This window comes from Paraburkholderia lebeckiae, from assembly GCF_050436325.1.
Taxonomy (GTDB): domain Bacteria; phylum Pseudomonadota; class Gammaproteobacteria; order Burkholderiales; family Burkholderiaceae; genus Paraburkholderia; species Paraburkholderia tuberum.
Genome location: NZ_JBNDLZ010000003.1, coordinates 52,556 through 76,213, shown reverse-complemented (window position 1 = coordinate 76,213; position 23,658 = coordinate 52,556). Strand labels below are relative to the sequence as shown.

Here is a 23,658-nt window from a genome sequence, read left to right as displayed (position 1 = left end):
ATCACGCATATGTCGCAACAACTTCAGAGCATCATCGATACCGCCTGGGACAACCGCGCCGAACTGTCGCCGAAAGCCGCGCCGGCAGAAGTGCGCGAAGCCGTCGCCCATGCGATCGAGCAACTCGATAAGGGCGCGCTGCGCGTCGCCGAAAAGAAGGACGGCGACTGGGTCGTCAACCAGTGGCTGAAGAAGGCCGTGCTGCTGTCGTTCCGTCTGGAAGACAACGCGCCGATGCCGGCCGGCGGCTACAGCCAGTTCTACGACAAGGTGCCGTCGAAGTTCGCGAACTACACCGCTGAAGACTTCGCCGCCGGCGGCTTCCGCGTCGTGCCGCCCGCGATCGCGCGCCGCGGCTCGTTCATCGCGAAGAACGTCGTGCTGATGCCGTCGTACACCAACATCGGCGCGTACGTCGACGAAGGCACGATGGTCGACACGTGGGCCACCGTCGGCTCGTGCGCGCAGATCGGCAAGAACGTGCACCTGTCGGGCGGCGTCGGCATCGGCGGCGTGCTGGAGCCGCTGCAGGCCAACCCGGTCATCATCGAAGACAACTGCTTCATCGGCGCGCGCTCGGAAGTCGTCGAAGGCGTGATCGTCGAGGAAAACTCGGTGATCTCGATGGGCGTGTACCTCGGCCAGAGCACCAAGATTTACGACCGCGAAACCGGCGAAGTCACGTACGGCCGCATTCCGGCGGGATCGGTCGTGGTGGCGGGCAACCTGCCGTCGAAGGACGGCACGCACAGCTTGTACTGCGCGGTCATCGTCAAGAAGGTCGACGCGAAGACGCGCGCGAAGGTCGGCCTGAACGAGTTGCTGCGAGGCGATTGATGGCGCGCGGCACCAAAACCGTCGTCTACGGCATTCCGAACTGCGACACCGTGAAGAAGGCCCGTGTATGGCTCGAAGAGCACGGCGTCGAGTTCGAGTTCCACGACTTCAAGAAGGCCGGCGTGACCGAGCCGCTCGTGCAGGACTGGCTCAAGGACGTCAAGCTCGATGCGCTGCTGAACCGCCGCGGCACGACGTGGCGCGCTCTGTCCGACGACATGAAGGCGGCCGCGGAAACGCAGCCGGGCGCGATCGCGCTGATGATCCACAAGCCGTCGGTGATCAAGCGGCCGGTGCTGGTCGTGAACGGGCGGGTGAAGTCGCTCGGCTTTTCGGCGGATGAGTACGCGGCGCTGTTTGTCTGAGCGCGGCGCTGAAGCGCCAGGCTCGCGCACGAGGTAGTCGAACACGCGGCCTCGCGCCGCGTCGTTCAAAGGCTGTTGCCGGCTGCGGTGCCTCACCGCGAGCCGGCATTTTTTCATTTCAAAATGGCTTGTCCTAAATCCATGTCCGGCACCCTCGCCCTTACCGAACAACTGATCGCGCGCGCGTCCGTCACGCCCGACGATCAGCATTGCCAGCGTCTCCTGATCGAGCGCCTCGCCGCGCTCGGCTTCGAGCACGAGACGATCGAATCCAACGGCGTGACCAACCTGTGGGCCGTCAAACGCGGCGTCGACGGCACGCAAGGCAAGCTGCTCGCGTTCGCCGGCCACACCGACGTGGTACCGACCGGCCCGCTCGAACAATGGCACTCGGCGCCGTTCGAGCCGACCCAGCGCGACGGCAAGCTGTACGGCCGCGGCGCGGCGGACATGAAGGCGTCGATCGCCGGCTTCGTCGTCGCGAGCGAGGAGTTCGTCGCCGCGCACCCCGAGCACCGCGGCTCGATCGCGTTCCTGATCACGAGCGACGAGGAAGGCCCCGCCACCGACGGCACCGTCAAGGTCGTCGAAGCATTGCAGCAGCGGGGTGAGCGCATGGACTACTGCATCGTCGGCGAGCCGACGTCGAGCGAACGTTTCGGCGACATGGTCAAGAACGGCCGGCGCGGCTCGATGTCGGGCAAGCTGATCGTCAAGGGCGTGCAGGGCCATATCGCCTACCCGCATCTGGCGAACAATCCGGTGCACGTGCTGGCGCCAGCGCTCGCCGAACTCGTCGCCGAGCGCTGGGACGAAGGCAACGAATATTTCCCGCCGACCACCTGGCAGGTGTCTAACCTCCACAGCGGCGCCGGCGCGACCAACGTGATCCCCGGCCATGCGGACGTGATGTTCAACTTCCGCTTCTCGACCGCGAGCAGCGTCGAAGGACTGCAAAAGCGCGTGCATGCGATTCTCGACAAACACGGCCTCGAATACGAACTGCAATGGACCGTGAGCGGCCTGCCATTTCTCACCCCGCGCGGCAAGCTGTCGAGCGCGCTCGCGCAAGCGATCAAGGACGAAACCGGCGTGGACACCGAGCTGTCGACCACCGGCGGCACGTCGGACGGCCGCTTCATCGCGCGCATCTGCGAGCAGGTGATCGAGTTCGGTCCGCTGAACGCGAGCATTCACAAGATCGACGAACATATCGAAGTCGCCCATATCGAGCCGCTGAAGAACGTGTATCGCCGCGTGCTCGAACAACTGATCGCGTAACCTGGAACTTTGCGATGACGCTTCCTTTTTGCACCGTCCGCGACCTGCTGCGTTATGCAGTGTCGCGTTTTAGCGAGGCCAAACTGTCGTTCGGCCACGGCTCGGCCAATGCCTACGACGAAGCCGCCTACCTGATCCTGCACACGCTTCATTTGCCCCTCGACCTGCTCGAGCCGTTTCTCGACGCGCGCCTGACCACGGCCGAAATCGAGGCGGTGCTGAAAGTGATCGAGCGACGCGCCGCCGAACGCGTACCGGCCGCGTACATCACGCAGGAAGCGTGGATGCACGGCTATCGCTTTTACGTCGACGAGCGCGTGATCGTGCCGCGCTCGTTCATCGGCGAGTTGCTGCAGGACGGCCTGCAGCCGTACGTCGAGGACCCCGAGCAGGTCGGCGCGGTGCTCGAACTGTGCACCGGCTCCGGGTGCCTCGCGATCCTCGCCGCGCACGCGTTCCCGAACGCCGACGTCGACGCGGTCGATCTGTCCGCGCCCGCGCTCGAAGTCGCGACGCGCAACGTGCTGGACTACCACCTCGACGAGCGCATCGCGCTGTTCGAAGGCGATCTGTATGCGCCGCTCGCCGAGCGCCGCTACGACGTGATCATCAGCAATCCGCCGTACGTGAACGCCACGTCGATGCAGGAGCTGCCGGCCGAATACAAGCACGAGCCGGAGATGGCGCTCGCGGGTGGCGCCGACGGTATGGACGTCGTGCGACGGATCATAGCCGACGCGCGCAACTGGCTGACCGAAGACGGCGTGCTCGTCATCGAGATCGGCAACGAACGCGAGCACGTCGAAGCGGCGTTCGGCGGTCTCGACCTCGTGTGGCTGTCGACCAGCGCCGGCGACGACAACGTGTTTCTGATCCAGGCCAGCGACTTGCCGGTCTGAGTCCGGCATGCTGATCGTTTGGTCGTCGTTTCAAGCGCGTTTCTCAGGCAGGGTCACGAGCAATCGCCGCGACAGCGCGTGGCCTTGCCCGCAACCGCAGCCTGAGCCCGTTGCCCGACGCGTTCCCGCAGACCACGGAGCGAGCCCGTGCCGGCCTCCGTTTCCTGAACCACGGCGCTTCGCCAACTGTTCGCGAGCTTATGTCATTCGACCTGCTTCACGTCGGCACGCTGGTTGCTGTTGCCCACATTCTCGGCATCATCGCGGCCGCTCACGCGATTCTCCATACCCGCACCTCGCAAGGGGCGATTGCATGGGCCGTGTCGCTGGTCGCGATGCCTTATCTGACGCTCGTGCCCTACCTGTTCCTTGGCCGCAGCAAGTTCGCCGGCTACGCGGACGCGCGCCGCGTCGAGAACGAGCTGCTGCGCACGCACGCGCATCCGCAGGTGTGGGACACGCACGCGTCGTCGGCCGGGGCGCCGACGCAGCAGCTCGGCTCGCGGCTCGTGCAGTCGCTGACGCGCCTCGGCGGCATGCCGTTCCTGCCAGGCAATACCGTGCGCACGCTGGTCAACGGCACGGCGACTTTCGAGGCGATCTTCGAGGCGATCGAGAACGCGCGCCGCTATGTGATCGTGCAATTCTTCATCGTGCGCGACGACGCACTCGGCGACATGCTGAAGGACGCGCTGATCGCCAAAGCCAAACAGGGCGTGCGGGTCTACTTCCTGTATGACAGTATCGGCAGCTTCGATCTGCCGCACCGCTACGTCGCGGCGCTGCGCGCCGCCGGCATCGAGATGCAGCCGTTCGCCACGAACCGCCGCTTCGTCAACCGTCTGCAACTGAATTTCCGCAATCACCGCAAGATCGTGGCGGTCGACGGCGAGCGCGCGTTTGTCGGCGGTCATAACGTCGGGGTCGAATATCTGGGCGCGAAGCCGCCGCTGTCGCCGTGGCGCGATACGCACATCGAAGTGCGCGGGCCAGCAGTCGCAAGCATCCAGTTCGTCTTTATCGAGGACTGGTACTGGGCCACGCAGCAGTTGCCCGAGTTCGACGCGCCGGCCGCGGATTCCGTGACCCCATCCTTCGACCAGCCCGGCGACCACGGCGCCAACGAACGCGCCGCGAACAACATGCACTGCCTCGTGCTGCCGAGCGGCCCGGCCGACAAGCAGGAGACCTGCTCGCTGTTTTTCGTCGAAGCAATCAACGCGGCACGTGAACGCATCTGGATCACGACGCCCTACCTCGTCCCCGACGAAGCCGTGTTCGCCGCGCTGCGGCTCGCGGTACTGCGCGGCGTCGAGGTGCGCATCCTGATTCCGAGCCGGCGCGATCACCTCGTGGTGTTCGCGGCGTCGAAGCTCTATGCGTACGACTCGCTGCGCGCGGGCATTCGCATCTTCCGCTATCAGCCGGGCTTCCTGCATCAGAAGGTCGTGCTGATCGACAGCAGCGCGGCTGCGATCGGCAGCGCCAATCTCGACAACCGCTCGTTTCGCCTGAACTTCGAGATCATGGTGCTGACCGTCGACCGCGGCTTCGCGCTCGAAGTCGAGACGATGCTGCTCGACGACTTTGCCGAGTCGCGCGAAATCGACCGCGACGAGTACCGCAAGTCGAACGCGCTGCGACGCATGCTGATGCACGTCGCGCGGCTCTTTTCGCCGATCCTGTAAGCGTGCCCGCTTACAGCAGCGCTTCGATATCCGCGGTGATCGCCTCGGGCTTGGTCAGCGGCGCATAGCGCTTGACGACATTGCCGTCGCGGCCGATCAGAAACTTCGTGAAATTCCACTTGATCGCCTCGAGACCGAGCAGTCCCGGCGCCTCGATCGTCAGATAGCGGAACAGCGGGTGCGCGTTCGGGCCGTTCACGTCGATCTTGTCGAACATCGGAAACGTCACGCCGTAGTTCTTCTCGCAGAAGCTGCCGATCTGCGCGGCGTCGCCCTGCTCCTGCTTGCCAAACTGATTGCACGGAAAACCGAGCACTGCAAGTCCGCGCGCCGCGTACGCGTCATACAACTTCTGCAAGCCCGCGTATTGCGGCGTGAACCCGCATTCGCTCGCGGTATTGACGATCAGTATCACCTTGCCTTCGTACTTCGCGAGACTCGCTTCCGCGCCGCCGAGCGTGCGTGCCGAGAACGAATAAATCGATGTCATGTGCCCTCCTGTGAAAGCCGTCAGTCTATGCCAAAAGCGCTGCCGATACAGTTAGCCGGATGGCGGATGGCGGCCGCGCGTAAAGTGACAGCCGGGCCATCGGCGCCGCGCGCCCGGCAACGCGCCGGGCAGTCTAAAATAGCGGTTTTCTTCAGCCGGCCACGTCGTGATCCGCTTCAATCAGTTCAGCCTCGCACGCGGCACCAAGCCGCTTTTCGACAACACCACGTTCACCTTGAACCCCGGTGAAAAAGCCGGCCTCATCGGGGCGAACGGCGCGGGCAAGTCGACGCTGTTCGCCGTGCTGCTCGGCGAGCTGCATGCGGACGGCGGCGATTTCTCGATCCCGCCGACCTGGCGCATCGCGCACGTCGCGCAGGAAACGCCCGCCGTCGACAAAACCGCCCTCGCCTACACGCTAGACGGCGACGCCGCGCTGCGCGACATCGAAGCGCGCATCGCTTCGGCCTCCGCGGCGCACGACGGCGCGGCAGAAGCCGAAGCGCACGCCGCGTTCGCCGACGCCGACGGCTACACCGCGCCGGCTCGCGCCGAAGCGTTGCTGCTCGGCCTCGGCTTCACGCTCGATCAGACCCGCGAGCCGGTCAGCAGCTTCTCGGGCGGCTGGCGCATGCGCCTGAACCTGGCGCAGGCGCTGATGTGCCGCTCCGATCTGCTGCTGCTCGACGAACCGACCAACCACCTCGACCTCGACGCGATCGTCTGGCTGGAAGATTGGCTGAATCGCTATTCGGGCACGCTGATCGTGATCTCGCACGACCGCGAGTTTCTCGATTCCGTCTGCAACGTCACGCTGCATCTCGAGAACCAGCAGATCAAACGCTACGGCGGCAACTACTCGCAATTCGAAGTGCTGCGCGCGCAGCAGATCGCGCTGCAACAGAGCGCGTACGAAAAACAGCAGCGCACGGTCGCGCATCTGCAGAGCTACATCAACCGCTTCAAGGCGCAGGCCACCAAGGCGCGTCAGGCGCAAAGCCGGGTGAAGGCGCTCGAGAAAATGGAGCTGATCGCGCCCGCGCACGTCGCGTCGCCGTTCACGTTCGAGTTCCGCACCCCTGACTCCGCGCCGAATCCGATGATGGTGATGGAAGACGTGCGCTGCGGCTACCATGCCGAAGACGGCAGCGAGATTCCGATCGTCGAGCGCGTGATGCTGTCGATCCAGAACGGTCAGCGCATCGGCCTGCTTGGCGCGAACGGCCAGGGCAAATCGACGCTGATCAAGACGCTCGCGGGCACGCTCGAACCGTTGAGCGGCCACGTACGCGAAGGCAAGGGTCTGCGCATCGGCTACTTCGCGCAGCATCAGCTCGAAACGCTGCGTCCGGACGACACCCCGTTGCAGCACCTCGCGCGTCTCGCGCCAGATACGCGCGAGCAGGAGCTGCGCGACTTCCTCGGCGGCTTCAACTTTTCCGGCGACATGGCGACCGCGAAGATCGTGCCGTTCTCCGGTGGCGAGAAGGCACGCCTCGCGCTCGCGCTGATCATCTGGCAAAAGCCGAACCTGCTGCTGCTCGACGAGCCGACCAACCACCTCGACCTCGAAACGCGCTACGCGCTGACGATGGCGCTCGCGCAATTCGAAGGCACGCTGATCCTGGTCTCGCACGACCGGCATCTGCTGCGCGCGACGACCGATCAGTTCATGCTGGTCGCGAAGCATCGTCTGCAGGAATTCGACGGCGATCTCGACGACTACCGCGACTGGCTGCTGCAGCATGCGGCCGAGCAGCGCGCCGCGCTGAAGGCCAATGCTTCCGGTGCGTCGGACCCAGCGTCCAACGGCGCGGCGAGTGGCGACAGCAACGTCAATCGCAAGGAACAGCGCCGCCTCGAAGCGGAAACGCGGCAGAAGCTCGCGCATCTGAAGAAGCCGCTGCAAAGCCGCATCGCGAAGATCGAAAAGGAAATGGACGCACTCAACGCGGAGAAAGCGACGCTCGATACATTCGTCGCCGATCCCGCGAGTTACGAACCGGAGCAGAAGAGCAAACTGACGGGGGCGATCCGCCGTCAGGCAGACGTGAACGCGCGCCTCGACACGCTCGAAGCCGAATGGCTCGAGACGCACGAGGAACTCGAACAGATCGGCTAGCGGCACCGCGCCGGCATCCACGGGAGCTTGGCTTTGTCATTTGCGAATTCATCGTCCGGGTTATCGGCCCCAGAATCAGCAACTGCATCGGCAACCGATGCGCCGCCGTTGCAAGGACTGCGCGTGCTCGACCTCACGCGTCTGCTGCCAGGTCCGGTGGCCGCGCTGCGCCTCGCCGAGCTCGGCGCCGATGTGCTGAAGATCGAGGCGCCCGGCGCGGGCGACCCGACTCGCACGATGATGCAGTCGTCGAGCGATCGTGTCGCGGGCCGACCCGGCGCGTTTTACCGGATGGTCAATCGCGGCAAGCGCGAGACGCGCCTCGACCTCAAGTCCGAAGCAGGACGCCAGGTGCTGCGCGCACTCGCGGCTGAAGCCGACGTGCTGATCGAGAGCTTCCGGCCCGGCGTGATGGAGCGGCTCGGCCTCGGCTACGCGACGCTCAGCGCAGCCAATCCGCGGCTCGTCTATTGCGCGATCAGCGGATATGGCGCGAGCGGTCCGTTCGCGGACCATGCCGGCCACGATCTGAATTACATCGGCTACGCAGGCGTGCTCGATCAACTGGCGAACCGCGACGGTGCGCCGATCCTGCCGAACTTCCAGATCGCCGATCTGCTCGGCGGCGCATTGAGCGCGGTCACGCAGATTCTCGCCGCGCTCTGGCATGTCGCGCGAGGCGGTGCGGGCCGCTTCGTCGATGTATCGATGACGCACACGAGCTATGCGCACAACTTCGTCGCGCAGGTGTCGCTCGTCAACGAAGGTGCGGCGCCCGCCGCGGGCAGTGGTCTCTTGAACGGCGGCGTGCCCTGCTACAACCTCTACCGCACCAGCGATGAACGCTGGCTCGCGGTCGGCGCGCTCGAATTGAAGTTCTGGGAAACGCTGTGCATGGCGCTCGATCGGCCGGAATGGGCGACGCGTCACTGGAGCCTGGGTCAGGCGATCGGCGGTCCCGATGCCGTGGCACTCATTCAGGAAGTCGCCAATCTGATTGCGACGCGCACGCTCGGCGAATGGGTGGAATCGCTGGAATCGCTCGATTGCTGCGTGTCGCCGGTGCTTACGCCCGCTGAAGCGGCGCAGCATCCGCTGTTCAATCCGCACGCGTATGCGGCGGTGGCCGCGAGCGCCGCCGACTCACACGACGACGGGGCCTAATGCGCGTGGCGCAGCCGCGACGCGGGCGGGCGCAATGAAGATCAAGGCCCGGGCAATCGAAAAACCCGCCGCCATCAACGCCGCGTCGGCGTCTGCCTCGGCAGCGTTTGCCGCGGCGACTTTTCGTCGTCGTACAGCAGGTGCTTGCGGCCTTCCACATGGCGGCTGATTGTGGCACGCACTTCGGCGGCCGTTACGTCTTCGGCCACCACCCGCCGCGAGATCTGGCCCGCGGTGTCGATCCACTCGACGATCCGGCAAGCGCCGCCCCACGGCTGATGAATCGGTGCGGAGATCCGGCAGCCGCGCACCAGAATGTGATGGTCGGCAGCGGTTTCACGAGACTGTTTCAAGGCGCGATCCTTTTTTCGAGCATCAGAAGGGATGCATATCGTTACAGCTTAGAAAAATGGTATGGCGGCCAGGTTACAGCCAATATGAAGATATTTACCGGGCATTACGGGACCGCAAGCGTACAAAGTACTGGCGAGCCGTCCTCGCCCCCGTCTATTCGAGCGTGCGGACGCGGTCGATGGCCTGTTCGATCCGTTCGACCGCAACGACCTGTAAGCCTTCGATTGGCTGTTTCGGCGCATTGGCCTTCGGAATCACCGCCACCGAGAAGCCGAGTTTGGCTGCTTCCTTCAGGCGCTCCTGACCGCGCGGCGACGGCCGGATTTCGCCGGCGAGGCCCACTTCGCCGAATACGACGAGCCCCTTCGGCAGCGGCTTGTTGCGCATCGACGAATGGATCGCGAGCAATACCGCGAGGTCGGCGGCGGGCTCGGAGATCTTCACCCCGCCCACCGCGTTCAGGAACACGTCCTGATCGAAACAGGCGATGCCCGCGTGCCGATGCAGCACCGCGAGCAGCATCGCGAGCCGGTTCTGTTCGAGACCGACCGCCAGGCGTCGCGGATTTGGCGCGTTGGCCGCATCGACGAGCGCCTGCACTTCGACGAGCAACGGCCGCGTGCCTTCCTGCGTGACGAGCACACATGAGCCCGGCACCGACTGCTCGTGCTGCGATAAAAACAATGCCGACGGATTCGCGACGCCGCGCAAACCACGCTCGGTCATCGCGAACACGCCGAGCTCGTTGACCGCGCCGAAACGGTTCTTGATCGCGCGCACGAGACGGTACGACGAGTGCGTATCCCCCTCGAAATACAGCACCGTATCGACGATATGTTCGAGCACGCGCGGACCCGCAAGCGCGCCCTCTTTAGTCACGTGCCCGACCATGATGATCGTCGTGCCCGACTGCTTGGCGATGCGCGTGAGTTGCGCCGCGCACTCGCGCACCTGCGCGACCGAGCCCGGCGCCGATGTCAAAGCATCCGAATAGACGGTCTGGATCGAATCGATCACGGCGACTTCAGGCCGTTGCTCCGTGATCGTCGCCTGAATTTTTTCGAGCTGGATTTCCGCGAGCAATTGCAGCTCGCTCGCCTTCGAGCCGGGTTCGAGCAACGCCAGCCGTTGCGCGCGCAACGCGATCTGCGCGCCAGATTCCTCGCCGCTGATATAGAGCGCGCGTTTGTCCGCCGCGATTTCCGCGAGCGATTGCAACAACAGCGTCGATTTGCCGATGCCCGGATCGCCGCCAATCAGCACCACGCCGCCCGGCACGAGGCCGCCGCCGAGCACGCGGTCGAATTCGCCGACACCGGTGGAAAAGCGCGGCACGTCCGACGCGTCGATGTCGGCGAGGCGCCGTACCGGCGCGCTCTTCGCGAGCGACTGGAAACGGTGACCGGACGGCGCCTCCGCGACCGATTCTACGAGCGTGTTCCACGTCTGGCAGGACGGGCATTGACCGGACCACTTCGGCGACTGTCCGCCGCATTCCCCGCAGATGTACAACGTCTTCGCTCTCGCCACGCGTTACTCCGCCCGAACCGGCACACGCGGCGCGACCGCGCACATCAGCTCGTAGCCGATCGTACCGCAGGCTTGCGCGACGTCGTCGATGGGCAGCGCGGTGCCCCACAATTCCACGCGCGAGCCGACGTTGGCGGTCGGCACCGGGGTCAGGTCGACGGTCAGCATGTCCATCGACACACGTCCAACGACCCGTGTGCGCACGCCATCGACGATCACCGGCGTGCCTTCCGGCGCGACGCGCGGATAGCCGTCCGCGTAACCGCACGCGACCACGCCGATGCGCATCGGACCGCGCGCAGTGAACCTCGACCCATAGCCGACCGAGCTGCCTTCGCTGAGCGTCTGCACGGCGATCAGTTCCGACGCGAGCGTCATCGCGGGCTGCAGACCCGTGCCGTCGATCGCGGCCGTCACGCCGGACGGCGACGCGCCGTACAGGATGATGCCCGGACGCACCCAGTCGAAATGCGCTTCCGGATGCCACAGCGTCGCGGCCGAATTTGACAGACTGCGCGCACCGGCGATGCCCTGCGCGCCACGCTGGAACGCCTCCATCTGATGCGCGATGCCGCGCTCGGCATCGGCATCGGAAAAATGCGTCATCAACGTGATCTGGCCGACACCCTGACAGGCGCGCGCACGTTCCCACGCGGCACGGAATTTTTCGACCGTGTAGCCGAGCCGGTTCATGCCGGTGTTCATCTTCAACTGGATATTGACCGGTTTCGACAGACGCGCCATTTCGAGCATGCGCAGCTGCTCGTCCGAATGCAGCGCCGTGGTCAAACTGTAGCGGTCGATTACGTCGATATCGGTCGGCCGAAAAAAGCCTTCCAGCAGAAGAATTGGGCCCGCCCAGCCCAATTCACGCAACTTCACCGCTTCTTCGAGGTCCAGCAACCCAAAGCCGTCCGTAGCGCGCAAACCGGGAAACACGCGCGCGAGGCCATGCCCATAGGCATTAGCCTTGACAACGGCCCAGATTTTCGATTTCGGCGCATAGCGCCGCGCGACAGCGAGGTTATTGGCGAGAGCAGCGGTATGAATCGTGGCGGAAAGGGGGCGCGGCATGGGATTTTTTCGTAAAGACACTTGCGAATCAGCGGCTTACTGGGCGTTTTCAACGCTCGGCGGCCCGCTGGGCGGTGCGATCAAGGATTCTGCTAGTCCGAATTCAGCTATTTTCATGATATAAAGCCGTGCGCACAACCCATTTCGATCGGCATAAGCCCGGACGCATGACAAACGGCCGGGGCGGACAGACCGCAGCGAGGACAGCATCGCATCAGATGAAAAAAGGTTTTTACACCATCATGGCCGCGCAGTTTTTTTCGTCGCTGGCCGACAATGCGCTTCTGATCGCTGCTATCGCACTGTTGAAAGATCTTCACGCTCCGAACTGGATGACGCCGCTGCTCAAGCTGTTTTTCGTGCTGTCATACGTCGTTCTTGCCGCCTTCGTGGGCGCATTCGCCGATTCCCGTCCGAAAGGACGCGTGATGTTCATCACCAATACGATCAAGGTGGTTGGCTGCATAACGATGCTGGTCGGCGCGCATCCGCTGATTGCGTACGGCATCGTCGGTTTCGGCGCGGCGGCCTACTCGCCCGCCAAATACGGCATTCTCACCGAACTGTTGCCGCCTGACCGGCTCGTTGCCGCGAACGGCTGGATCGAAGGCACCACGGTCGGCTCGATCATTCTCGGCACGGTGCTCGGCGGCGCGCTGATCAGCCCGCATATCGCCGCGCCGATTCTCAAATGGCACGTCCCCACCGTGAACACGCCCGCGGAAGCCGCGATGCTCGTGATCATGGCCATTTACGTGATCGCCGCGCTGTTCAATCTGCGCATTCCCGACACCGGCGCGCGCTATCCGCGACAGGAGCACGGGCCGATCCGCCTGATCACCGATTTCGCCGACTGCTTTCTCGTGCTGTGGCGTGACAAGCTCGGACAGATTTCACTCGCCGTGACGACGCTGTTCTGGGGTGCGGGAGCGACGCTGCAATTCATCGTGCTGAAGTGGGCTGAGGTGTCGCTGGGCATGTCGCTGTCCGAGGCGGCGATCCTGCAGGCGGTGGTCGCGGTTGGCGTCGCGTTCGGCGCGATTTTCGCGGCTTCGCGTGTGCCGTTGAAGAAGTCGCTGTCGGTATTGCCGGTCGGCATCATGATGGGTATCTCCGTGATGCTGATGGCGTTCTACACGCGCGATCTGTTTCCCCCGCACTGGGGCGTGTATTTTGGCCGCATGCACGTGTCGGGCTATCTGATTTTCGCGTATATCTTCCTGATGTTCGTGGGCGGCCTGTCGGGCTTTTTCGTCGTGCCGATGAATGCGCTGCTGCAGCATCGCGGGCACGTACTGCTGTCGGCGGGCCATTCGATCGCCGTGCAGAACTTCAACGAGAATCTGTCCGTGCTCGTGATGCTGTGCCTGTACGCGGTGCTCGTGTGGCTCGACGTGCCGGTCACCGTCGTGATCGTGCTGTTCGGCACCTTCGTTTGTCTGATGATGTGGCTCGTGATGCGACGCCATCAGGCGAACCAGCGCGCCTTCGATTCGGTCGCGCTGATCGGCGAAGCCAAGCACTGATCGGCTGCGCCGGGCCGGCCGCGGCACACACGAGCGCGCCCCCCTTCTTCCTCGCTCGACCATGACTCAATCGATTCCCAATGTGCTGACGATCGCCGGTTCCGATTCCGGCGGCGGCGCCGGCATCCAGGCCGATCTGAAGACCTTCTCCGCGCTCGGCGCCTATGGCGCGAGCGTGATCACCGCGCTGACCGCGCAGAACACGTGCGGCGTGACCGCGATTCACGCGCCGGACCCGGGCTTCGTCACCGCGCAGCTCGACGCGGTGTTCGACGACATCCGCATCGACGCGGTGAAGATCGGCATGCTCGCGAATGCGCCGATCGCGCGTGCGGTCGCCGACGCGCTGCGCCGTCACCAGCCCAAACACATCGTGCTCGACACGGTGATGATCTCGAAGAGCAATCACGCGCTATTACTACCCGATGCGGTCGCGGTGGTACGCGACGAACTGCTGCCGCTCGCCGATCTGCTGACGCCGAATCTGCCGGAAGCGGCCGCATTGCTGGGCATGCAACCCGCCGCCGACGAAGCCGGCATGGTCGAGCAAGGCGAAGCGTTGCGCGCGCTCGGCGCGCGCGCGGTGCTGATGAAGGGCGGCCATCTGAGCGCGACCGATAGCCCCGACTGGCTCGTGCAGGAAAGCGGCACGTTGCGTCTCGGCGGTCCGCGCGTGCCGGTGAAGAACACGCACGGAACGGGCTGCACGTTGTCGTCGGCGATCGCGGCCTTGATTGCGCAGCGCGACGATCTCGCTAGCGCCGTCGCCGATGCGAAGGTTTATCTGACGGGTGCGTTGCAGGCGAGCGAGCGGCTCGACGTCGGCCACGGCGTGGGGCCGGTGCATCACTTTCATCGTTGGTGGTGAGCGACGTCATTGCTTCGCGTAACGCCGCGCGTGCTCGGGCCAGTCGTCGGGCACGATAAAACCGCGCGAGCGTTCAAGTTCAAGTACTCGCCCCGTGTTGTCTTCGATGAATCCGGCGACCATCGTCGGGCCATGTTGCGGTGAGATCTGCGCGGCGAGCGTGTTTGCGTCGACGTACCACGTGTCGTCCGCACCGGCTTGCGTTCGATATTGCGGCGCGAGCCATTCGAGCCGCGGCAACACTCGCCACCTGTGCGCATGCGCGCACGCGAAACCCGGCCAGTCGCGATGCGTGACCCACCAGCCGCGACCGTGCGCGGGATCGAGTTCGGCAGGATCGGTGGGCCTCTCGCCATGCCGGTAAAACAGCCAGCCTTTGACGAACATCTGCGGCGTCCACGCGCCCGCATAGCCCGTCGAGGCAAATTCCTCGCGCGCGCTGAGCGGCAACTGATGAGCGAGCAAATGCGCGAGCTTCAGATCGAAGCGGTCTTTCAGATTGGGGCCGACATAATCGGCGAGACGCGCCGCCTCTGCCCCATTCGCATCGCCCGCATGCAGATAGCACTTCACCGCGAGTTCCCAATGCAGTCGCGCGCCCTGGCGCGTGCGCACGAGGAAATCGCATTCACCGAGCGTGAGACCCGCATGTCGTAGCGGCACACCCGCTGCGATCAGTTGCGTCGCCGGTCCATGACGAAGGAAAAAGCCCAGCAGGCGTTCGGCGTAGCGGCCAACGCGCGTGATACGCGTGGCCGCGAGATCCTGAAGCAGAAATGCCGGCGCGGCGTCGAGCGCGCGCAGCCAGTCGAGCGTGGCCTGCAATTCCTGCGGTGTGCCGAAAGGATCGGCGAGCGCGCCTGTGGGAAGCTGAGGGCGCAACAGATCGGGACTGAGCAGTAGCCACGCGAGATCGCGGACAGCGGGATCGCGCAGCGCATCGACTGAAGCATCGCCACGCAAACCCAGCAAGGTATCGAGAAGCGCCGCGCGGCTGACAGACGCGGCGGGCATGCGCGCCGCCGGTGCCTCGGGCATCGTCACTTTGATTCGTTCGACGGCACGCCGCCGTTCGCGAGCCACGTGGTACGCGCGAGGCACAGATCCGCCCAGGCCTTGGCCTTGTCGGGCAGGCTACGCAGCAGATAGGCCGGGTGATAGGTGACGATCACCGGTACACCCTCGTACGTGTGCACGCGGCCGCGCAACGACGAAATGCTCGCGTCGGTCTTGAGCAGACTTTGCGCGGCGAAACGGCCGAGCGCGACGATCAGCTTCGGCTTCACGAGCGACACCTGACGCTGTAGATAAGGTTCACAACGCGCGACTTCGTCCGGCTGCGGATTGCGATTGCCAGGCGGCCGGCACTTGATCACGTTCGCGATATACACGTTGGTGCTGCGCGCGAGCGCGAGCGAGTGCAGCATGTTGTCGAGCAGCTTGCCGGCCTGGCCAACGAACGGTTCGCCTTGGCGGTCCTCGTTCTCGCCGGGCGCTTCGCCGATCAGCATCCAGTCTGCCTCGCGATCGCCGACGCCGAACACCGTGTTCGTGCGCTTCTCGCACAGCCGGCACGCCTCGCATCCGGCGACGCGCTCGGCGAGCGCGTCCCAGTCGAGTGTGTGGATAGACGGCAGAGACGGCAGCGCGGGCGCGTCGCGGCGCGCTTCGGCGGGCGCGGGGGCCGATGCGGCTGGATCGTCGAACCACGCGAAGTCGTCCTCGGAAGGGGCGTCGAAAGTCCGCGGGGCTGAAAAGTCAGTTTGCGGTTGCGATGTTTCGCGCCGCGCTGCAGTTTCGTCGAAGCGCGCAGTGGATTCGCTCTGCGCTTGCGGCGGCTGCACCTCTGCGGACGCCCGCAGCGGTTCGCGCGAGGTCTGCGTCACAGGCTCCGCGCGACGCACGTCGTCTGCGTGTTCCCGCAGCGACTGCAACGGCTCGTCCGCTTGCTTCAGCGTCGCGGGCTCGCAAGACGGCTGAGTTGCGTCATCCGCCATAGCCGCGTCGTCGCGCACCGGCGCACGTCGATCGCTGGGCGTTTGCGCCGCAATTGCATCACTCCGCCCGGCCTCCTCGCGCGCCGCGAGACCGCGACGCACCCACAACGGCGCGAGTCCGAATTCTTCGAGCACCGATTCATGCAGCGCCATCTGCGCCCTCCGTGGCTAACGACAGACGCATCACGATCGCGTCCTCCCGGCCGCGATGCCGCGCCGGATAATAATTTTTGCGCCGGCCGATCGACGCGAAGCCGAAGCGCTCATACAACCGGATCGCCCGATGATTCGACGGCCGCACTTCGAGCAGCAGCCCCTCGAGCCTCTCTGCGTGCGTGATGCGCACCGCCTCGCGCAGCAGCGCGAGGCCTGCGCCGGCGCCTTGTGCTTGCGGCGTGACGCATAGATTCAGCAGATGCATTTCATCGACGACTGGCATCAGCACGCAGTAGCCGATCAACGTCCCCGTCACGTGACGCAGACAGACGCCGAAATAGCCATTGCGCAGCGAGTCGCCGAAGTTGCCGCGGCTCCACGGAAACTCATACGCGAGCTTCTCGATCGCGGCGACTTCGTCCAGGTCGCTTTCGGTCATCGGCGACATGTAGCGGTCCGTGAGCAGCACACCGCTCATGGGCGCGCCTCGTCGTGGGACGGTTGGCCTGAGCCGCCATCGGGCGCGTGCTGCGCGGACTGCTCGGCGCTATGAGCCGCTTTGGCTGATTTCGCCGCTTTGTCGGCCATGCGCTCTGCGGTCGTCTGCGCGACCTTGTCGCGCACGTACTCGGGTGCGGCCTGATCGGCGCGCACCGTGCGGCCCGCATGAAACGCGCGCAGCGCCGCGTACGCGAGCGGCAACGCATGCGGCAACGCTTCGCCATCGACGCTCCGCGCGGCCGCGACCGCCGGCAAGCGCTCGCCGAACGCGGCGGCCGCGTTGCCGGCGAGTATGAACGGCACGTCGGGCAGCACGAGCCGCTCGGGTGCATCGAGCGTCGCCGTCTGCACGGTGCGCCATTCGTGTTGCGTGTCGTCCCACGCGTAGTCGGCCCAGTAGATTTCGTCCATGCGCGCGTCGAGCGCGGCGAGCACGCGCGTCGTCGACGGATCGCGCAGGCGGGCGCTCTCCGCGCACGCGAGCAGCGTGCCAATCGGTACGACCGGCAGGTTCAGGCCGAACGCGAGGCCTTGGGCCACGCCGGTCGCCGTACGCAGTCCGGTGAACGAACCAGGACCCGAGCCGAACGCGATCGCGTCGCAATCCGCCAGCGTGAGGCCGGCTTCGTCGAACAGTTCGCGAATCGCCGGCAGCAGGCGGGTACTGGACACCGCGCCGGTTTGTTCGTGACGAACCCAGACGCGCGGTTCGGCGCTGGGCTGACCGGTGGCATCGACGGACGCGGACACGAGCGCCACCGAGCAGAACTCGGTCGATGTATCGAGGGCAAGAAGCACTGTTTGAGTCATGGACCGTATTGTAATCGGCGCGGTGCGCGTGAATGGTGGATTGCGCGGCCGCGCTGCCAGGCTTCGCGGCCGCCACCGTTTGGAATAAGCCCTCGGCCCCACGGCGGCAGGCAATTGGTATGATTTTCGGCCGATCTCATCTATCCCGCCACGCGGACCAAACGACCATGACCGACATCAATTCCCAGTTCGAGCAAGCCCAGCAAGACGTCAAGCAATTGCCCGAGCGTCCGGGCAATCTGACGCTGCTGCGTCTCTATGCGCTCTTCAAGCAGGCGAGCGAAGGCGACGTGCACGGCGACAAGCCGGGCTTCACCGACATTGTCGGCAAATACAAGTACGATGCGTGGGCGGCGCTCAAGGGCACCGCGCAGGACGCTGCGAAGCAGCAATACATCGAACTCGTCGAATCGCTGAAGAGCGGCGCCGCGGCCTGAGTTTCCGGCGCGCCAATCATCTGTCGAAATGACCGTCTGGCAATTCTGCGACCGCCTCGCGGCGATTTCGGACACGAAGCTCCGGGCCGCCGCCCTCACTCGCCTACTTCATTCCGGCACTTTCTTCTGTCGGAACTGCCTGAATGGTGGCGCAGTGCAGCAAATGTCGCTATAATGCCGCCTGCGCTTCACTGCTTTGCCCGTTTTTTCCAGCGGTCCTCGCGGCGCAGCGTCCATAGCGTTTGCTCCAATCCAGTTTAGAACCTGTCCCCTTCTGCCTAGCCCCCTACGGGCTCAAGTCCCAGGCTGGCGACTCGCCATGTTGGCACGTCGCATCCGATACAGCTTCTAACGAAAAACTCGCCTTCACGGTCGCGAGTTGCCCCCGTTTTTCGATTTGCTCGCTGCTTTTTTGCTCGCTGAATCCGACGACTTGGGTATGCCGATTGGCGTTGACGTTTTCATCCGATGAACCACCCAGGATCGTTTTTAAGGATTCAAATGACTTTGAGCCACACCCCCAGCAGCCCGTTGAACGCCGTCGCCGACGAAGCACTCGGTCTTACGCCCGCCGCTCCCGAAGCCGTCGCGCAGGCTGACGCCAAGCCGACCTTCGCGTCGCTCGGCCTGTCCGCGGACGTCGTCTCCGCGCTGACCGCCGCCGGCTACGAGCACCCGACGCCGGTGCAGCAACGCGCGGTGCCGGCAGCTATCGCCGGCCGCGACCTGCTGGTTTCGAGCCCGACCGGCTCGGGCAAGACTGCCGCATTCATGCTGCCCGCCATCGAGCGTTTCTCGCAGTTGCAAAAGACGCAGGCGAGCCAGCCGCGCGAACCGCGCCCGGCCGACGGTGGCCGCGGCCGCCGTCCGCAGCCGGTCGCACGTCCGACCATGTTGGTGCTGACCCCGACCCGTGAGCTCGCGATGCAGGTCACGACCGCCGCAGCAACGTATGGTAAGCATCTGAAGCGCCTGCGCACCGTCAGCATTCTCGGCGGCGTCGCTTATGGCCAGCAGCTGATGCTGCTCGCGAAGAACCCTGAAATCCTCGTCGCGACGCCGGGCCGTCTGATCGACCACCTCGAGCGCGGCCGCATCGATCTGTCGCAACTGCAGATCCTCGTGCTCGACGAAGCGGACCGCATGCTCGACATGGGCTTCATCGACGACATCGACACGATCGTCGCCGAAACGCCGGCTACGCGTCAGACCATGCTGTTCTCGGCCACGCTCGACGGTAAGATCGGCTCGCTGACCGGCCGTCTGTTGAAGGACCCGGAGCGGATCGAGATCGTCCAGCGCCTGGAACAACGCACCAACATCGCGCAAACCGTCCACTACGTCGACGACCGCGATCACAAGGACCGTCTGCTCGACCATCTGCTGCGTGACGACGGCCTCGACCAGGCCATCGTCTTCACGGCCACCAAGTTGGACGCCGACCAGCTGGCGGGCCGTCTGGCCGATGCCGGATTCGAATCGGCCGCGCTGCACGGCGATCTGCCGCAAGGCGCGCGTAACCGCACGATCCGCGCACTGCGCGAGCGCCGCGTGCGCGTGCTGGTTGCGACCGACGTCGCCGCTCGCGGTATCGACATCCCCGGCATCACGCACGTGTTCAACTATGACCTGCCGAAGTTCGCCGAAGACTACGTGCACCGTATCGGCCGCACCGGCCGCGCGGGCCGCTCGGGTATCGCGGTGAGCCTCGTGCATCACGCCGAACAGGGCGCGTTGAAGCGTATCGAGCGCTTCGTGCGCACGCCGCTGCCGGTCAACGTCGTCGAAGGCTTCGAGCCGCGCAAGGCCCCGTCTTCGGGTAGTGGCCGTCCTGGCTTCGGCGGCCGTGGTCGTCCGGCTGGTAACGGCCGTCGCTTCGGCAGCGGCTCGGGCAAGCCGGGCGGCTACGGCGGCTCGCGCAGCGGTAATGGCAATGGCAGTGGCAATGGCAACGGCGGCGGCTGGGGCAACAAGTCGGCCGGCGGTTCGCGCGAAGGCTTCGGCGGTGGCTCGCGCGAAGGCTTCGGCGGTGGTTCGCGTGACGGCTACGGCGCGCGCCGCAACGACGGTCCCCGTTCGGCACGTCGCGGCAGCTAATAGCGACCTGACCGACCGGATGGCTTCGCGCCGTCCGTGACACAAAAAGAAAACCGGCGCTCGGGCGCCGGTTTTTTTTCGTCTATCGACTGCCCGACCCAAATTTCACGATGTAAAAAATTTTTTTGCGTCGTAAAAAGTCATGCTGCAAAGCACAAGAAGGACTATTGCAACAGGGAAAATATCGTTTCTTATGGCGAAACGCAGACGTCAAGCCGTTGATTTCATATAGAAATATATATTGGAAAAACACATTGCGGCGCCTATGGCGCGTCCTTCGATTTGCCTAGACTCTTATATAAGACTTCACGAAACAGAACGCCTCTCCGGGCTCGCCGCTTCGAGAAGACAGAGTCACCCATCCTCCATAACTGGCATCGAAGGAGCACATCATGACCATGACCCGCGAACAGCAAGTGCAGCAACTCAAGCAGCAATGGGAAGCGGACCCGCGTTGGAAAGGTGTCAAGCGCACCTACTCCGCCGAAGACGTGGTGCGTCTGCGCGGCTCGGTGCAACCCGAGCACACGCTCGCGAAGCGCGGCGCGGAAAAGCTGTGGGCCGCCGTCAACAACGAGCCGTTCGTCAACTCGCTCGGCGCGCTAACCGGCAACCAGGCGATGCAGCAGGTGAAAGCTGGTCTGAAGGCAATCTATCTGTCAGGCTGGCAGGTCGCGGGCGATGCCAACGTCGCCGGTGAAATGTACCCGGACCAGTCGCTGTATCCGGCCAACTCGGTGCCGCTCGTCGTCAAGCGCATCAACAACACGCTGACGCGCGCCGACCAGATCCAGTGGTCAGAAGGCAAGAACCCGGGCGACGAAGGCTACGTCGATTACTTCGCACCGATCGTGGCCGACGCGGAAGCCGGTTTCGGCGGCGTACTGAACGCGTTCGAACTGATGAAGGCGATGATCGAAGCGGGCGCGTCCGGCGTGCACTTCGAAGACCAGCTCGCATCGGTCAAGAAGTGCGGTCACATGGGTGGCAAGGTGCTCGTGCCGACCCGCGAAGCCGTCGCGAAGCTGACCGCCGCGCGTCTGGCCGCCGATGTGTCGGGCGTGCCGACCGTGCTGCTCGCCCGCACCGACGCGGAAGCCGCCGACCTCGTGACCTCGGACATCGACGACAACGACCGCCCGTTCCTGACCGGCGAGCGTACCGTCGAAGGCTTCTACCGCACGAAGCCCGGTCTCGACCAGGCAATCTCGCGCGGCCTCGCCTATGCGCCGTACGCCGACATGATCTGGTGCGAAACCGGCAAGCCGGACCTCGAGTTCGCGAAGAAATTCGCCGACGCGATCCACAAGGAATACCCGGACCAGCTGCTGTCGTACAACTGCTCGCCGTCGTTCAACTGGAAGAAGAACCTCGACGACGCGACGATCGCGAAGTTCCAGCGCGAACTCGGCGCGATGGGCTACAAGTTCCAGTTCATCACGCTGGCCGGCTTCCACGCGCTGAACTACTCGATGTTCAACCTCGCGTACGGCTATGCGCGCAACCAGATGACCGCGTTCGTCGAAATGCAGCAGGCGGAGTTCGCGGCGGCCGAAAAGGGCTTCACCGCGGTCAAGCATCAGCGCGAAGTCGGCACCGGCTACTTCGACGCCGTCACGCAGACGGTCGAGCGCGAAGCATCGACGACCGCGCTGCACGGTTCGACGGAAAACGAGCAGTTCTTCGACAAGAAGGTCGCCTGAGATCAGCCAGTCGGGTTATGCAGTCCCGTGGCCTGAGCGCAGGAACGATCGGCAAACGTCGAGCGGCACCACCAGAGTGCCGCCGACGCACGGAGGGCCGTGCCGTCCCGAATTGGCGAGAGCGTCAGCGCGAATGCCGACGGCCGGAAAGTCTGAAAAAAGCCAGCGCGCGGCAAGCGTGCGGCGAACCTGAACGCGCCGGCAGCGCCGCCGGCGCGTTTTTTTTTCGAGGGCGGTGCATGCCGGCACGCGGCCGGCAGTGCCAAGCGATTCAGCGATAGACGATCACAGGAATTTTCGTATGCGTGAGCACGCGCTGCGTTTCACTGCCGATCAGCAGGCTGCCGAGCCCGCGCCGCCCATGCGATGCCATGAAGATCACGTCGCAGCGCCCCTGCTCGGCCGCTTCGATGATGCCGAGATACGGCGCCGGATGCACGCTCGTGCGGCTCTCGACACTGACGCCGACGCGGTGCGCCGCATGCTCGACTTCGCGCAGATGCACGCGCGCCTCGCGCTCGCTGCGTCGCAGGAACTCGCCGGGCGGTTCGACCACGACATCGGAGAACGGCGAGTACGGATATTGCGGCAGACAGGCGTATGCGGTAACGCGGGCGCCCACGGCCTGCGCGAGGTCGATCGCGCCCGCTATCGCCTTGCGTGACAGATCTGAACCATCGGTCGGAACCAGGATGTGCCTGAACATGTTCCCCTCCGTCGCCGGCTGCGCGCAGCACGGCGTCAGCGTCCAACAAAGCCCAGGGTGCAGGCTGCTCGAAACGATTGTAATGCGTATGAATGCGGGTATTCGCGTCTGTCTGGAGATTGGCGCATCAGTCCCAGTAACCGGGTTCGCCGTACGTATGCTTGAGAAAGTCCAGAAACAGCCGCACCCGCAGCGGCAGATGACGGCGCTGCGGGAACACCGCGTGGATGCCGATCGGCGGCGCGGCGAATTCGTCGAGCACGCTGACGAGGCGGCCTGTCGCCATCTCCGCGCCGACCTCCCACCACGAGCGCCACGCGAGCCCGTGTCCGGCGAGACACCATTCGTGCAGCACCGCGCCGTCCGAGCACTCCATCGTGCCGGACACTTTGATCGACACGACCTTGCCATCGTGCTGAAACATCCAGCCGCGCTGCTGGTTCGCGCTGGCGGCGAGCGCGAGGCAGTTGTGACGCGCGAGATCGGCCAGGCTGTGCGGCGCGCCGCGCCGGCTCAGATACGCGGGCGACGCGACGCATACGCGCCGGTTCTCCGCGAGCTTCAGCGACACCAGCGACGAATCGGGCAACTCGCCGAGCCGCACCGCGCAATCGAAGCCTTCGTTGACGAGGTCGACGAGGCGGTCGGACAGATCGAGCGTGATCGACACGTCCGGATGCGCGACCGTGAACGCGGGCACCAGTGGCGCCACGTGCCGACGCCCGAAGCCGGCCGGCGCCGACAGCCGGAGATGGCCGCTCGCCTTCACGCCGCCAGCCGACACGCTCGCCTCGGCGTTCTGCATGTCGTGAAGAATGCGCTGGCAGTCTTCGAGAAAGGCCGAGCCTTCGAAGGTCAGCGTGATCTTGCGCGTCGTGCGCACGAGCAGCTTCACGCCGAGGCGCTCCTCCAGCGCGTCGATGCGCCGGCCGATGATCGCGGGCGCGACGCCCTCGGCGAGCGCCGCCGCGGACAGGCTCCCTTTGGCCGCGACAGTGGCGAAGGTCTCGATCTGCTTGAAACGGTCCATGAACGATACGCGCCGCGGCGAGC

At 64.9% G+C, this 23,658-nt stretch carries 22 protein-coding genes; 12 read left to right on the top strand and 10 right to left on the bottom strand.

Features of this window, described 5'->3' with window-relative positions; genetic code table 11:
* Positions 1 to 9: 9 nt before the first annotated feature.
* From dapD to cls, 5 genes are all read left to right on the top strand, one after another.
* A complete protein-coding gene (gene dapD, locus OKW44_RS18445) occupies positions 10 to 837 on the top strand; it encodes a 2,3,4,5-tetrahydropyridine-2,6-dicarboxylate N-succinyltransferase (RefSeq protein ID WP_008923562.1) in 828 nt (275 codons plus the stop codon).
* Entirely contained in the window at positions 837 to 1,202 is a 366-nt protein-coding gene (locus OKW44_RS18440) for an ArsC family reductase (RefSeq protein WP_018417635.1), read from the top strand. Before dapD ends, OKW44_RS18440 begins: the two co-directional genes overlap by 1 nt.
* Positions 1,203 to 1,343: 141 nt before the next feature.
* Positions 1,344 to 2,483, top strand: a complete 1,140-nt coding sequence (gene dapE, locus OKW44_RS18435; RefSeq protein ID WP_018417634.1) for a succinyl-diaminopimelate desuccinylase — start codon at positions 1,344 to 1,346, stop codon at positions 2,481 to 2,483.
* A gap of 14 nt (positions 2,484 to 2,497) precedes the next feature.
* Positions 2,498 to 3,382 (top strand): 50S ribosomal protein L3 N(5)-glutamine methyltransferase, encoded by an 885-nt coding sequence (gene prmB / locus OKW44_RS18430; protein ID WP_018417633.1) that lies wholly within the window; start codon positions 2,498 to 2,500, stop codon positions 3,380 to 3,382.
* Between the two features lie 200 nt (positions 3,383 to 3,582).
* A complete protein-coding gene (cls, locus tag OKW44_RS18425) occupies positions 3,583 to 5,070 on the top strand; it encodes a cardiolipin synthase (protein ID WP_018417632.1) in 1,488 nt (495 codons plus the stop codon).
* A 10-nt stretch (positions 5,071 to 5,080) separates the two neighbouring features.
* On the opposite strand, the gene OKW44_RS18420 is transcribed toward cls, so the two are convergent.
* Entirely contained in the window at positions 5,081 to 5,560 is a 480-nt protein-coding gene (locus OKW44_RS18420; RefSeq protein ID WP_018417631.1) for a glutathione peroxidase, read from the bottom strand.
* Between the two features lie 166 nt (positions 5,561 to 5,726).
* On the opposite strand from OKW44_RS18420, the gene OKW44_RS18415 reads away from it, so the two are divergent.
* On the top strand, positions 5,727 to 7,682 hold the full coding sequence (locus tag OKW44_RS18415) for an ATP-binding cassette domain-containing protein (protein WP_018417630.1): 1,956 nt from the start codon (positions 5,727 to 5,729) through the stop codon (positions 7,680 to 7,682).
* 108 nt (positions 7,683 to 7,790) lie between these two features.
* Positions 7,791 to 8,846: a CaiB/BaiF CoA transferase family protein gene (locus OKW44_RS18410; RefSeq protein ID WP_018417629.1), complete on the top strand. Its 1,056-nt coding sequence runs from the start codon at positions 7,791 to 7,793 to the stop codon at positions 8,844 to 8,846.
* A gap of 74 nt (positions 8,847 to 8,920) precedes the next feature.
* Here OKW44_RS18410 and OKW44_RS18405 read toward each other — a convergent pair whose 3' ends face one another.
* The 3 genes from OKW44_RS18405 to alr form a co-directional block, all read right to left on the bottom strand.
* Complete coding sequence (locus tag OKW44_RS18405) at positions 8,921 to 9,199, bottom strand: DUF2866 domain-containing protein (protein WP_018417628.1); 279 nt, start codon at positions 9,197 to 9,199, stop codon at positions 8,921 to 8,923.
* A gap of 154 nt (positions 9,200 to 9,353) precedes the next feature.
* Positions 9,354 to 10,730 carry a DNA repair protein RadA gene (radA, locus tag OKW44_RS18400; RefSeq protein ID WP_018417627.1) on the bottom strand — a complete coding sequence of 459 codons (1,377 nt, stop codon included), beginning with the start codon at positions 10,728 to 10,730 and terminating at the stop codon, positions 9,354 to 9,356.
* A gap of 3 nt (positions 10,731 to 10,733) precedes the next feature.
* Positions 10,734 to 11,804 (bottom strand): alanine racemase, encoded by a 1,071-nt coding sequence (alr, locus tag OKW44_RS18395; protein ID WP_018417626.1) that lies wholly within the window; start codon positions 11,802 to 11,804, stop codon positions 10,734 to 10,736.
* 218 nt (positions 11,805 to 12,022) lie between these two features.
* Here alr and lplT point away from each other — a divergent pair, with 218 nt between their 5' ends.
* Together lplT and thiD are read left to right on the top strand one after the other, a co-directional pair.
* Positions 12,023 to 13,330, top strand: coding sequence for a lysophospholipid transporter LplT (gene lplT, locus OKW44_RS18390; RefSeq protein WP_018417625.1), 1,308 nt, complete (start codon positions 12,023 to 12,025; stop codon positions 13,328 to 13,330).
* A 61-nt stretch (positions 13,331 to 13,391) separates the two neighbouring features.
* On the top strand, positions 13,392 to 14,198 hold the full coding sequence (thiD, locus tag OKW44_RS18385; protein WP_018417624.1) for a bifunctional hydroxymethylpyrimidine kinase/phosphomethylpyrimidine kinase: 807 nt from the start codon (positions 13,392 to 13,394) through the stop codon (positions 14,196 to 14,198).
* Between the two features lie 6 nt (positions 14,199 to 14,204).
* Here thiD and OKW44_RS18380 read toward each other — a convergent pair whose 3' ends face one another.
* The 4 genes from OKW44_RS18380 to tsaB are packed head-to-tail and all read right to left on the bottom strand — an operon-like array spanning position 14,205 to position 17,662.
* A complete protein-coding gene (locus tag OKW44_RS18380; RefSeq protein WP_018417623.1) occupies positions 14,205 to 15,242 on the bottom strand; it encodes a DUF1853 family protein in 1,038 nt (345 codons plus the stop codon).
* Positions 15,239 to 16,348: a uracil-DNA glycosylase gene (locus OKW44_RS18375; protein ID WP_018417622.1), complete on the bottom strand. Its 1,110-nt coding sequence runs from the start codon at positions 16,346 to 16,348 to the stop codon at positions 15,239 to 15,241. The genes OKW44_RS18380 and OKW44_RS18375 overlap by 4 nt, the downstream gene beginning before the upstream one ends.
* The gene (rimI, locus tag OKW44_RS18370) at positions 16,335 to 16,829 is read right to left on the bottom strand and encodes a ribosomal protein S18-alanine N-acetyltransferase (RefSeq protein WP_018417621.1); all 495 of its coding nucleotides are present in this window, start codon (positions 16,827 to 16,829) and stop codon (positions 16,335 to 16,337) included. Before rimI ends, OKW44_RS18375 begins: the two co-directional genes overlap by 14 nt.
* A complete protein-coding gene (gene tsaB / locus OKW44_RS18365; RefSeq protein WP_026225313.1) occupies positions 16,826 to 17,662 on the bottom strand; it encodes a tRNA (adenosine(37)-N6)-threonylcarbamoyltransferase complex dimerization subunit type 1 TsaB in 837 nt (278 codons plus the stop codon). The genes rimI and tsaB overlap by 4 nt, the downstream gene beginning before the upstream one ends.
* Positions 17,663 to 17,829: 167 nt before the next feature.
* Between tsaB and OKW44_RS18360 the strand changes: the two genes are divergently transcribed.
* From OKW44_RS18360 to aceA, 3 genes are all read left to right on the top strand, one after another.
* Positions 17,830 to 18,099 (top strand): acyl-CoA-binding protein, encoded by a 270-nt coding sequence (locus OKW44_RS18360; RefSeq protein ID WP_018417619.1) that lies wholly within the window; start codon positions 17,830 to 17,832, stop codon positions 18,097 to 18,099.
* 501 nt (positions 18,100 to 18,600) lie between these two features.
* Positions 18,601 to 20,196, top strand: a complete 1,596-nt coding sequence (locus tag OKW44_RS18355; RefSeq protein ID WP_026225312.1) for a DEAD/DEAH box helicase — start codon at positions 18,601 to 18,603, stop codon at positions 20,194 to 20,196.
* A gap of 398 nt (positions 20,197 to 20,594) precedes the next feature.
* Positions 20,595 to 21,899 (top strand): isocitrate lyase, encoded by a 1,305-nt coding sequence (gene aceA / locus OKW44_RS18350; protein WP_026225311.1) that lies wholly within the window; start codon positions 20,595 to 20,597, stop codon positions 21,897 to 21,899.
* A gap of 271 nt (positions 21,900 to 22,170) precedes the next feature.
* Here the strand turns inward: aceA and OKW44_RS18345 are convergent, their stop codons facing one another.
* Positions 22,171 to 22,605 carry a universal stress protein gene (locus OKW44_RS18345; protein WP_018417615.1) on the bottom strand — a complete coding sequence of 145 codons (435 nt, stop codon included), beginning with the start codon at positions 22,603 to 22,605 and terminating at the stop codon, positions 22,171 to 22,173.
* A 127-nt stretch (positions 22,606 to 22,732) separates the two neighbouring features.
* Positions 22,733 to 23,635: a LysR family transcriptional regulator gene (locus tag OKW44_RS18340; protein ID WP_018417614.1), complete on the bottom strand. Its 903-nt coding sequence runs from the start codon at positions 23,633 to 23,635 to the stop codon at positions 22,733 to 22,735.
* Positions 23,636 to 23,658 lie beyond the last annotated feature (23 nt).